Genomic DNA, 11,617 nt, shown 5'->3' with positions numbered 1-11,617 from the left:
GCTAAATAGGTGCTTTGAGCGTGAAGCGGAAGGTTCGGTTAGTTTTGATCTGCCCCTATAATTCTGCAAATTTAAAACCTTGAGAGCACGAGAACTCTGGTCATTCCTCAGTCAACCAGATGGATTGTGCTTTCATATTTGCAAGCGAGAGGTTCGCTTATTCCCAGGGCTAATGCGTTGCCAGGAAAAATCGTTAAATGTAGCTCACTTTGATTTCCTGACCTTTTGTAGTTTTTCTCTACGGTGTAGTTAATGGTTTTATCATCAACACTGATGATGATCCGGTCTTCAGTTTGCTGCCATTGAAATGTCCACTTGTCGTTGCTCTTCGGTATGGCCTGACGAATCATAGCCGTATGATCTTTTGCAAACTCCAGAGAAAACAGGCGAATACAGTTTGTGCTTGAGAAAGTCACCTCCGTTAAATTAACAGGAAATTGCATTTCCAGCTGTTGCTGCGCAGAGAGTAACTGTGCGCGAGGGTTTATCAAATACAGGCCAATATTGGTTTTTTTTGTATAGTAGTGGTTTTTCACTCTGTTTTGAGCAATTAAGTTTGTGTAGTAACCATGCTCGCCAATGGTATCTAAAATCTGCACCAGCGGTTCGTTATCCCCTGAATCTCGGGGATAGATAATAAAACTACCGAAGGTGAGTATAGGAGGCATCCGCTCTGAAACCTCAACGTCGAACTTTTTTTCTTTGAGGGACGCGACTATTTTGTCTATGTCTTCCTGCTCAATCTCATAGGTGTGTAGGAAAACCCTGTTGGTAGCGCAACCAGACAAGAGTGCTATCAAGATCAACAGTAGCGGGCGAAAGGTGATAAGTTTTAATTTTCCAAATAAGTATACATTCAAAATATGCAGCTTCCCTTATCACTGTCTGCTGCCAAGCTGACAGCATAGTTATCAATTGTCAATTTGCAGGTAAATCTGAAAAAAACTGCCAGCAGATCACTCGTTCAATTCTGCTCGTTTTACACTAGGACTTAACGCCTCATTCAGGTGCGCCGTAGGCGTCACCTGGAATGAGTTGTTACACGTACATTACATGGTGACCCAATGGATTTCATTGAAGTTTTCACCTTCTTTATTTTGCCAAGAAAGCCTTACCTGATATTTCAGAGGACTACCCATGTGTATTGCAGCAATGAGTTTAACTCGTGAGTTTGGCTTCATTTCAGGATGTGGGAACTTGTCCGTAACGTCACCACAAAGAGGGCTATCTTCGCAACCAACTAATTCGAAGTTTACGTTATACGCACTACCTTGACCTGTATTTGAAATATAGAAGTAATATGATTTTCCTAGCTTAGTCAGCGTGACATTGAAGATCGGCTTGTCTTTATTGGACTTTTCTTCGTTGAGAGAATCAATTTGTAAGCGAGATAATTCAGCTGTAACTCTTTCAAGTTCAAGCTGTTCTTTAGCTATTTTTCTGGTTCTGACAAGAGAAACAGCAGAAACAACGACAGCTAAAATTGAGATCAGTAAGCTTAGGATTTCGTACTTGCTCATTTCAAACGGCCTTTGAATGCTTTTTTAAGCATTTTTTCAATTTCTTTCTTTGCTTCAGGTATCACAATTTCTTTTGCTTGCTCAACACCGATTTCTTTTAAGTCGGCCAGCATGATCTGAAACCCGCAACCATGACACTTTACGAAGTCATCATCTTGTACATTATCTGGTTGCTCAAATTCAGTATGGCCACATTCTGGACATTGGATTGATACATGTATTGTTTTGATCATGTGTACCTCAATGCTCCCTGTACGTGTAACGCTTATTCGTCTGAAAGATCCGTATATAAACACGGACTTTACTACTTTTTAAAATTTAATGTGTTGAACCTGAGGGATCCCCACAAATTGCTCCCCCATATTATCCACACTCTATCAGATCGTCCGGTGTCCAGCACCACTGAGCTATCCACTGCAAAAATTTGCTTTAGCCCTTGCTGATAATATCGCCTACTTATATTAAGCTTTTGCTCTTTACAGAGCAGTATCCCAAGGGAACAAAGAGCGAGCACTCGTCTATGCTTAACGGTATTAGCCTGATAACGTCGTTGTAAGCCAGCCTTCTCACCCGCACTGCCAAGCAGGTAATGAAACCAGTTAGCCAGGGCTGCCAAGAGCAGTAAGATCTCCAAGCGTGATTTCTTGCGAGTACCATGTAGATCGCTACCTAACCCGTAACGGTGACTTTTTTGATCCCGGAAGCTTTCTTCTATCTGCATTCGGCAGCTATAGCATTTGGCAATTTTCTCGGCATATCCATGACTTTCTGGTAAAGAGGAAACTAATAGCCAAGGCTCTTTGTATTGCCTGTTTTTATCTCTTTTCAATAACTTGTAACCTTTTCCAACCAAAACAGCTTGTGTTTCATAGCTCTGAGATTGGGTGAGTAAGATGTTGCCGACATGCTTGGGCTTGGCTTTGGCCTTACGATAAAATTGGTTAACAGTGATAAACTCTTCCTGCTCTGCCACTTTCAGCTTCACATTCCCTCTGACTCTGGCGACATAATGCCAGCCGAATTCGCGTACTTGTTTTAACCAAGGCACTTTAAATCCGGCGTCTGTCACGATAATTGGCTTGCAGCCTTCTGGTAACATAGCTTTAAGTTGTTCTAAGAATGCCTGATGCAAACGGGGGCTGGTGTACTCTTCTTCAGCAGCGATTTTTTGCAACAACGTTAATGCTCTGCCGTCCGCAGCAATACTCGCTCGTAAAATAAAGTGACGCTTGGCGGTATCCGCATTACTCCAATCGACTAAAATCGTTGGATGGGAATGGGGGGTTACAACAGAAGCAGTCAACGCGGCATAAATCAATGGTAGCTCTCGTTGCAGATTGGCATTATTGAGTAATCTGTCGGCTCGCTTGATGCTGATTTTGTCTGAGGGCCCTGGCATAGCGCGACCAATTGCTGTAACGGTGCAACGAGCGTCTTTAGCAAGAGCAGTAACCGCATCTAACAAGACAGAAAATCTGGCTTTATGCATGGTTTTTGGGGTGACAAATCGGAGGAAATCAGCGAGCATAGTTTTAACATTCATGGCGAGCATCCGCGGGTGTGGGATTTTTTGGCGAATGATCAGATCGGGAACCGCCATGAATGTTCCCTAATTACCTAAATTTTTATTTTAACTACAAAATTTCTGGGGATACCTCAGGTGTTGAACATTACATAGGTTTTTTAGAACTGACAATAGGTTATAGGGACAGGGAATATTTGCATGTGCTACAACTACGGATTAATCCGTCTAAAAGAGGTGGTAATGTCGTGATGCACGACATAATATTTTTACCGTGCCAAAACGACTGGTTTTGGAAAAAAGTAAAAGTAAGACGAATTAATTTTCGGGCAGATATTCAGGCAACAGCTCGCGCGGATTAATCTTGATAAAAGACGCAATCTTGCAAAGCATCTCAACGGTGATATTCACTTCTCCGCGTTCAATCCGACCAATGTAGCTGCGATCAATATTCGCGTTAAGCGCAAGGTTATCCTGGCTCAAGCCAATCTCAACTCTTCTCTTGCGAATATTCTCACCTAATTGCTTTGCCAGATCAGCCATTGTGCGCTCTCAAAATCGGGAGCAGACACTATGTTAAATAGAGGATTAACCTGCCACGGATCATAATCCTCATTAGTAACTTTTAATATTTTAGATTAATCAGATCATAAGCTTAGCGACCACTAGCTCAAGTCGCATTAAAGTTTTCAGGTTTCGGAACGATAACTAAGACAAATGAGGATTATAGTCCTCAATTAGTGATTTTAAGGCAAGTAATGCCTGTCTCTAACCTATTTCATGGATAGTCTATGTCATTGTTTGTTAATACGAACATATCTTCATTAGCCGCACAAAGGTCGATTAGTAACCTTAATACGCCGCTAAGCCAAACTTTTCAGAGGTTAGCTTCAGGCTATCGTATCAATTCAGCAGCTGATGACGCTGCTGGCCTGCAAATATCTAACAGACTTACCAGCCAGATTAACGGCATTGATCAGGGTATCCGTAACGCAAATGACGGCATTTCTCTTGCACAAGTTGCTGAAGGTGCGCTTGACGAAATGACAACATCTATTCAGCGTATGCGAACGCTGGTTATACAGTCACGCAGTGGGATCAATAGTCTGGAAGATAGGACTGCAATTCAGAACGAAGTAAAACAAATCAATAAAGAGATTACTCGCATAGCAGAGACAACAAGCTTTGCCGGTATACCTCTTCTCGACGGCAGACTAAACCGTGATTTTCTGGTCGGTGCCAATGCTGGTGAGAATATAAATGTTAATCTTGAACGTGATGAGGGCTGGACCGCTGAAGGGCTGCGATTATCTGAAGTCGTTGTTGATGGTACAGCAGGTATTAACTCAGCTCGAATAACGGGAGTGAGGAACCCAGGTAATATAGCTTACTCTTTTCCAAATCCGCCAGTTAGCGGCATAGTTCAAGGGCTAGAGGTAAGCGTTAATGGCTTACCGTTCAGGCCCGTGCAAGATGAGTTTACAGGTAATCCATTTGCTCCTTTTCCAAACGTACCGGGGCAACTGACATTTGGTAACGATACGAATATAAACATGCAGGTATTTGGGCTTGCGATTCAGTATGCAGCTTCACCGGAAATCAATTTCACGGCATCAATCGACTTTGCTACAGGTTCTTTTTTAGTCCCCCCCAACATAGAGCTACAATTTCGTTTAACAGGTTCGGCATCTGATGAAGCTTCTGCACTCGCAACACAAGCTTTTGTATCTCAACTTACGGGTCTATCTCCTGATCAAGTTGGTATTCAACCTTTTCAGATAGCACCACCTGAAGATGAAGACTTAATAACCAGACTTAACCTTGAGATCATCGATGAAGCGCTCAGCACTATTGACAGCGCCAGAGCTAAACTCGGTGCCACGCAAAACCGCTTTCAGGCGACAATTAGAAACCTGAGTAATATTAGTGAAAATGTTAGTGCTGCTCGCAGCCGGATCAGAGATACCGATTTTGCTAAAGAAACAGCTGAACTAACTCGGCTTCAGATCTTGCAGCAGGCCAGTACCACAGTGCTATCACAGGCGAATCAGCGACCGCAGGCTGCTCTAACACTACTGCAATAGTAAAGGCAGCAACTTAGTTATCGCTCAAATGAGTTGAACAAGCTCATCTGGTATATCAGCAAATATGCTGGTTTGCGTCTTCTGATTATCAGTTGTTCCATAGGCTGCAGCACCAATTTGTGACGCAAGGATAGTTAAGCTGCTTTTAGCTCTGGTGAACGCAACATAAGTATTGCATAGCTCTTCCTTCAGCGTGCCTAATGAATAGCTGCTAAAGGTGGGGTCAAATACATAGCAATATGTCGCCTCTCGACCTTTTGACTTGTGATAGGTCATACAGGATTCATGAATTTTCTTTGACTTGGGAACTTCATCTTCAAGCTTTTTAAGCGCTTTTTGTACTGTTTTAACGTGAACCTTGTAACGGCAAAGAATGAGCACAGACTCGACATCATCAAGCTTCAACCTCTTGAGCTCTTGTATAAGGAAGCCTGTTGCTGATTTTATCGAACCAAACTGTTTATAACGTGGCAGTGTACTGGACTGCTTAAGCGGGACTGAAATGCTGTGATTGCGATTAATTTTGTAACGGATATGGTTAGCCAGTTCCACTATCGGTGATAGAGAACGGTGATTTTCAACCAGTTGGAAAGGAACAACGTGTCCAAAGTAACGTTTTATCTTCTTGTAGCTGAAGCCAACAGCACCGCGAAACCCGTACATCGACTGAGCAGGATCACCAACAAAAAATAGACTACTACCAGATGAATGGAATGTTTTTAGAATATCAAACTGTGCGTGGTTAGTATCTTGAGCCTCATCGAGCAATATGTGGTCAGGGATTAAAAAGTCCCTCTTTGATTCGCCAGCTTTGATAGACTTAACTAGCTTACGCATTTTCTCAATCAGGTCGTTAAAGTCTAACTTTGACTCCTGCTCCTTCCACTTCTTATATCCTTTTATGATTAACTTGATTTCTGACGAGAAAGATTCAAGGAACGGTTTAACTTTTTTTACGCACTTGTCATAGTCTTTTTGGTCATGATTTACGCTGTAGCTTAATACCGCACTGACATATCTAGCGATGTCCGCAGACTCAAAATGCTCAGGTAGACTGGACTCTTCGGGTATACAAGACTCTATTGCATCATAACTCTGCTCTTGATTGATGATCTTAGACGCTTTCACTTGCTGTAGGTACTGATTACACCAAGCACTGAAAGTACCAACGAACATACCAGAACGCATCAAACCTTCATCAATTAGCCTGTTTCTGAACTCATCGGCTGCATCATTAGTAAAGGCAAGTACGGCGATTTTTCGTGGCTCAGTGCCTGTTTCAAGTAAATGCTTTACGTGACTTACCATAACCTTGGTTTTACCCGAGCCGGGTGTACCCTCAACGTAAATACACTTGCCATCACTACTGGTAATATCTATGACGGAATTCTGCTTTGATCGTTGCTTAGTAACAAATGGAGCTAGATAGTTTTTTGCTGCAACAACATGTTCCTGATAATTACCCAGAGGCTCATGCTCTAAGGTCTTAATAGGTGTAGACAGTGCAGCTTTCATCGCCTCCAGTTTCGGTAAAAATACGGATATAACCTGCTCAGTGTTAAACTTATGCAGGTATTTATTTACCTTGCATTTATAGCGTTTGGCGAGTGATGAGCGAACAGGACGCACCCTTGAAAGTCTTTTGTCACATATGAGTTCAAGCACCTGACTGTCTTCAAGAGCTGCGATGGCTTTAGGCCTGATAAACATTATTCTATGAATGCTGGGATCTATCTGGTCAATCTCACTGAGCGATATATTGCCTGATGGAAAATACTGTCTGGTTTCGATACGAGCACTTGCAGCGTTAGTGGTGAATAGTTGGTCAAGATCACTGATATTGTGGGCGATCTGGCTAAATTCACAGTTGAGAGGCCGCATGACTGACTTGATAAAGAACTTAATCTCTTTAAGAACCTTGTCATAAATAATGTCATGGTTGCGTTTGTCTTTGTGATTACCTAGATAGGTAGTCTCTACCGCTGATTTATTATCGGGTATACAAGCACTGACTTTAACAGCTGACGTCGTTCTTAGCGGAAAGCAAAAGAGCTGAGATAGTCCGTGCATAATATAGCCGGTATCAATGCGCAGCAGCTTGGCCTTTCTTAATAATTGACCGTACCTGCGGGGGCCTAAAACAGATTGCAGCTGATAAAGCATAAAAGATATCTGATTTAGGGTTAGCCTCGTCGGAATAAACTCTATAGAGCAGTTGTAAGGTAAATCGCGCTTGTTGCGCTCATGCGCGGGGTCAGCAATGTAAATGTCCATGTATCGGTAACTGTCGTTATCAACGACCATGCGATACTTATGAGTAAAGAATGGTCTTTTATCGGTTTTCTTAAATCGATGATTTTTACTACCCAGCATGACCTGCTTTACTTGAAGTCTGGCTTGCCTTGGTATGGTTTTGACTGAAGTGATAGGCGAATGCAGTAAATCTTGTTCTTCAGAACCAATCAGCTTATAGATGGCTGTCGATTTCAGCTGTAGACCTACTTCGAGATAGTCAATATCGACCCTGTTAGCGCTGATATCACGGATAGCTTTCTTTAAAAGCGTATCTTGATAATGCGCTATCTCGGGGTCTTTTAGGACTTGTAGTATTCTTTGGGTTATACCGTCATATCTGAAGTGATCAGGTTTAGTTAAGGCTGATATTGAGCTGTTGTGCCGAATATCGAGTAATTCACTATGCTCTTGTATATTAAAAATTTTACTCGGGTAGACCAGTGGTAAAAACTCGGAACCGGCAGAATCGCTCATAGAAGCCTCTTTGGGGTAGTTGGATAGCTGGAACTAGCTATTCCTTCAAAACACACTAAATCGAACAAAATGTTAACATTAAACACTTAACAAACCTTTTTAACGATAAATTAACCAAAATTGCGAGCTCGCAATTGTAATTACCTTAATGCCGATAATTTCCCACCCATTAAGGTATTCTGAGTCAAACTTCGTAGAAACTAGGGTTATGCCTGCTTATTTCCGGTTTTGTTTGTTTTTTTCTTTCGTGTGTACCAACGACTGCTTAAATCTTTTCTCTGCATACCTTTACACAGCCGAATATGTCTCAACCTAGCTCGACTCTCTTCGGAATCCTTAGGAGAAGGAGTGTATTCATATGTATTTCGTAAAGTAATATCAGTAACTGTGATATACCCAAAATCATGAAGTCGACGGATTAATGCAATTAATCGATGAGAGGTAACTTTAATTCCCATAGAAGATGCGGCGATTACTAGACTAGGATAGTAACCGTGCTCGTTAGTAAAAATAATTTTGGATCGCAACGATTCTTCGAAACCAAAAGCAATTCCAACCCTCCAGTCGTCCTGATCTTTATCAAAAAACCACTCTCCATATGTATTGGCAGGAAGAAAACCAAACAAATCTGTCGTTGTAGAAAAAACTTTACCACTTTCTCCCTCAAGTTCAACAAAGAAATATATTGCCAGCTTAATCTCTTGCCCTGTTAGGAATGGATTAGAAATCACGTTTCTTAAATACACATCTTCACCAAAGTCTTTCAGGTCGTGGAAATCAAAGCCTTCATTAGAAGTATTTCGACAATATTGAACAAGCAGTGGCCGCTCGATCGACTCACTTACCAGCCTAATTGGGTTATTTTTAGTACCAATTCTCATTTTTTCACCATGTAAGAACAATTTTATGTTCTTGAAACCACTTCAGCTTTAAAATATCCCTCTAAAACCCGCGTAAACATTGAAGTCTTACAAATACAGTTTGCAAGGAAATCAAGTTAGAGGACTCACTAAAATAAAAAATTTTTTATTAAAAACAATTAGATAAATTACAACCTGCTCATGAAATGTTTCTTCGGTAAATAAGCATATACCGTTTTGCTAAGATCGATTTCGTCAATCACACATAACCGGAGCAAACCTGAAATGAACTCTCAACTACCTACAACATTAGAAAAAACCATGCCTGAATCACTTGAGCAATCGCTACTAGAAAGTTTCAAGGACACGCTTGATAATGGCACAAAAGAGATGGCTCTAGCTTGTAAAAATGTCATAAATCAGTCATCAAAATACATCAAAACAGCTCTATTTATGGTGGACCACAGCAAAGCTTATGTGCACCTTGGCCATAATTCGATAAAAGAATACATCATTAAAGAGACTCATTTAACTTATGACGCTGCATTCAAACAACTTGAGGCAGCTCGGGTAGCCGTCGAATACTTTGGATTAGAATTTATCGATGTATTTTCAGACAGCTCTTTAAGGGCATTGAATAGAATCAGCAACCCTAGTCTCAGAAATGCGATCATTTTAAAAATCTGTAAGGACGAAAATAAAGAGCGAAAAGAACTATGCAGAGCAGATTTAACTGCGGCAAAAGTATTCAAAACCGCTGATTACATCTTAGGTAGACCATTCTACTGTGGTCGAAAATTGGAGGACTTAGGTATTCATCGAGAGGTATATGACGAAGGGTTCTGTAGTGTTAATAGAAAATACATTTCGGGTAAAATTGAGATTTACTCTGCAAGCTCTGATACAGGCTCGGATTACGAAAACAGTTTTGTAGACAATATTTATTATGACTACAAAAACCTTGATAACATTGTGGAAGTTAGTGCGAAACTGTCAATTGTGGATTTCGTGAATCTCATAAAAAAAGATTTCCCAATTTTCTATGAATCGGCTAAATACTACCTGATTGCATCTCATAAGACATGTGTTTTTTCATTTTACTACTTGTTTCATAATCGATACCCAGAGGATGAATTATTAAAGCTTATAACAATAAAAAATCATTCAAACTTTCCTTACAATGTTGCCAACATTAAGGAATTCCTAAGAATTCTGGATAAAAACTCATTGATTCAATTCTCTGCACTTGTTGAGGAAGATAAAGACATCATACTCAGACCTAGAGAAGGCTTCATAGAAAAAATGAATGATTTCTCAGAAGAACAGATCATCGAAGCGATAATCCTCCAATTGAAGGCTCATGAAGATGCATATCTCTCAGATGCTGAAATCGAAGAATGGCAACGAGATCTTGATTTAGAAAGTTCTGAAAATGTTAGTTCTGAGGATGAGGATGAAGATGAAGATGAAGATGAAGATGAAGATGAAGATGAGGATGAAGATGAGGATGAAGATGAGGATGAAGATGAAGATGAAGATGAAGATGAAATAAACTCAGATGATTTGAAGATCATTGATGAAGCAATAAAAATCTCCAGTTCTGGCAACGTGAAACCTATAAATGAAATCGCTGAAGATACTTTAATTGATCTTGAGAAGTTCACTTCAACTGTGATCTCAAATGCTAAAGAATGTCTTGCTAGCCAAAATGTTGCACCTAGAAAGGCCCTAATAATAGCACTTGCTCTAAGTTTAGAGAGTACAGAACTACACTTTATGACTCTTTGCGGTAAGAGCCTTGCCCCGAAGCGGGAAAGGTGAGGGGAAATCTACTAAGCGCGTCAAAAATAGAGGCTGAATTTTGAGCAGTTTTGTGCTATAATTCAGCCTCTTACATCACACCCCTTTCCCGTTTTACAACCACCTAAAAATCACAACTTAACTATCGGAGGTACTCTATGAGTACAGCTTCGCCGTATTCGCTTTACCTAAGCAAATTGTCGGCAAAAAGCAGGGTATCTATTGCCTCACAACTGCGCAGCATTGCTCGTATCATGGGTTGGCCGCTTGATGATGTGACCCGTTTTAATCGCGTCAACTATCAGGAAATGCTGCAAATCCGTGCACTGTTACAGCATGAAGGCTGGGCACCTCGCTCTGTCAACCGAGCCCAGGTTGCGCTTAAAAGCATCGTTAAAATCGCGGTCATGATGAAGCAAGCTGATCCAGAACAACTAGAGCAGCTAAGTACCATTAGTAAGCTGAAGTATCCTGAGTTTCAGGGCACTGCGCTGACTAAGCAGCAGGTTAAATCGTTATTTGACCTCCTAACGCGCTCAACCTCTGCCACCGGTATTCGTAACGTTGCCCTGTTCGCAGTGCTGCTCGGTACAGGCCTTCGACGCTCTGAGCTTGTCGCACTTGAAATAAAAGACCTCGATTTCAGCAAGCAAACGCTGCTGGTGCGTCATGGTAAAGGCAATAAATCTCGCACGGTCTTTCTGCCTGAATGGTGCCAGCAACATCTGCAAAACTGGCTGGCATTGCGTTCAAAACAAGCAGGCTTCTTGTTCTGTCCGGTTCATGTAGGTGGCAAAGTCAGCCCTCATAGCCCTATCAGTGTGTCACTCGTTTTCAGGCTGATTAAGAGCAAGTTAAAGCGTATAGGTGTTGAAAATGCATCACCGCATGATCTACGGCGCACCTATATTACACGCCTGCTTGAGCAAAATGTTGACCTTAATACCGTGCGTCAGATGGCAGGCCATGCGTCTATTACCACTACCACAATCTACGATAAACGCGATGTGCAGTTTATGCAGCAAGCAGCCGCGGCACTGCGTTATGAGTAAGGTATCCAGA

8 protein-coding genes and 3 pseudogenes are annotated in these 11,617 nt (G+C 41.4%); 4 read left to right on the top strand and 7 right to left on the bottom strand.

What is annotated here, in order from left to right; translation table 11 throughout:
- Window positions 1-107 precede the first annotated feature (107 nt).
- From AJE_RS12280 to AJE_RS12260, 5 genes and pseudogenes are all read right to left on the bottom strand, one after another.
- Window positions 108-860 carry a hypothetical protein gene (locus tag AJE_RS12280; protein ID WP_008951130.1) on the bottom strand — a complete coding sequence of 251 codons (753 nt, stop codon included), beginning with the start codon at window positions 858-860 and terminating at the stop codon, window positions 108-110.
- Between the two features lie 189 nt (window positions 861-1,049).
- Window positions 1,050-1,520 (bottom strand): hypothetical protein, encoded by a 471-nt coding sequence (locus tag AJE_RS12275; RefSeq protein ID WP_008951129.1) that lies wholly within the window; start codon window positions 1,518-1,520, stop codon window positions 1,050-1,052.
- Window positions 1,517-1,753 carry an ECs_2282 family putative zinc-binding protein gene (locus AJE_RS12270; RefSeq protein WP_008951128.1) on the bottom strand — a complete coding sequence of 79 codons (237 nt, stop codon included), beginning with the start codon at window positions 1,751-1,753 and terminating at the stop codon, window positions 1,517-1,519. The genes AJE_RS12275 and AJE_RS12270 overlap by 4 nt, the downstream gene beginning before the upstream one ends.
- Window positions 1,754-1,883: 130 nt before the next feature.
- Window positions 1,884-3,072 (bottom strand): annotated as a pseudogene (locus AJE_RS12265) (IS4 family transposase).
- A 288-nt stretch (window positions 3,073-3,360) separates the two neighbouring features.
- The gene (locus tag AJE_RS12260; RefSeq protein WP_008951126.1) at window positions 3,361-3,585 is read right to left on the bottom strand and encodes a helix-turn-helix domain-containing protein; all 225 of its coding nucleotides are present in this window, start codon (window positions 3,583-3,585) and stop codon (window positions 3,361-3,363) included.
- A gap of 248 nt (window positions 3,586-3,833) precedes the next feature.
- On the opposite strand from AJE_RS12260, the pseudogene AJE_RS18805 reads away from it, so the two are divergent.
- Both AJE_RS18805 and AJE_RS18800 read left to right on the top strand, forming a co-directional pair.
- Window positions 3,834-4,241: pseudogene (locus AJE_RS18805) on the top strand (flagellin N-terminal helical domain-containing protein); the annotation flags it as partial.
- Window positions 4,242-4,871: 630 nt separating this feature from the next.
- Window positions 4,872-5,126 (top strand): annotated as a pseudogene (locus AJE_RS18800) (flagellin); the annotation flags it as partial.
- 24 nt (window positions 5,127-5,150) lie between these two features.
- Here the strand turns inward: AJE_RS18800 and AJE_RS12250 are convergent.
- Together AJE_RS12250 and AJE_RS12245 are read right to left on the bottom strand one after the other, a co-directional pair.
- Entirely contained in the window at window positions 5,151-7,895 is a 2,745-nt protein-coding gene (locus AJE_RS12250) for a UvrD-helicase domain-containing protein (RefSeq protein WP_008951124.1), read from the bottom strand.
- Between the two features lie 206 nt (window positions 7,896-8,101).
- On the bottom strand, window positions 8,102-8,776 hold the full coding sequence (locus AJE_RS12245) for a hypothetical protein (RefSeq protein WP_008951123.1): 675 nt from the start codon (window positions 8,774-8,776) through the stop codon (window positions 8,102-8,104).
- 264 nt (window positions 8,777-9,040) lie between these two features.
- On the opposite strand from AJE_RS12245, the gene AJE_RS18470 reads away from it, so the two are divergent.
- Window positions 9,041-10,576 carry a hypothetical protein gene (locus tag AJE_RS18470; RefSeq protein ID WP_008951122.1) on the top strand — a complete coding sequence of 512 codons (1,536 nt, stop codon included), beginning with the start codon at window positions 9,041-9,043 and terminating at the stop codon, window positions 10,574-10,576.
- Between the two features lie 137 nt (window positions 10,577-10,713).
- Window positions 10,714-11,607: a tyrosine-type recombinase/integrase gene (locus AJE_RS12235; RefSeq protein ID WP_008951121.1), complete on the top strand. Its 894-nt coding sequence runs from the start codon at window positions 10,714-10,716 to the stop codon at window positions 11,605-11,607.
- Window positions 11,608-11,617: the final 10 nt, after the last annotated feature.

The organism is Alishewanella jeotgali KCTC 22429 (genome assembly GCF_000245735.1).
Classification (GTDB): domain Bacteria; phylum Pseudomonadota; class Gammaproteobacteria; order Enterobacterales; family Alteromonadaceae; genus Alishewanella; species Alishewanella jeotgali.
This window is presented reverse-complemented; position numbering and strand designations above follow the sequence as displayed.

Coding starts and splice junctions, on each gene's coding strand:
- AJE_RS12275 (WP_008951129.1), bottom strand. CDS start 1,520: ATGAGCAAGTACGAAATCCTAAGCTTACTGATCTCAATTTTAGCTGTC.
- AJE_RS12245 (WP_008951123.1), bottom strand. CDS start 8,776: ATGAGAATTGGTACTAAAAATAACCCAATTAGGCTGGTAAGTGAGTCG.
- AJE_RS12235 (WP_008951121.1), top strand. CDS start 10,714: ATGAGTACAGCTTCGCCGTATTCGCTTTACCTAAGCAAATTGTCGGCA.
- AJE_RS12260 (WP_008951126.1), bottom strand. CDS start 3,585: ATGGCTGATCTGGCAAAGCAATTAGGTGAGAATATTCGCAAGAGAAGA.
- AJE_RS12250 (WP_008951124.1), bottom strand. CDS start 7,895: ATGAGCGATTCTGCCGGTTCCGAGTTTTTACCACTGGTCTACCCGAGT.
- AJE_RS12270 (WP_008951128.1), bottom strand. CDS start 1,753: ATGATCAAAACAATACATGTATCAATCCAATGTCCAGAATGTGGCCAT.
- AJE_RS18470 (WP_008951122.1), top strand. CDS start 9,041: ATGAACTCTCAACTACCTACAACATTAGAAAAAACCATGCCTGAATCA.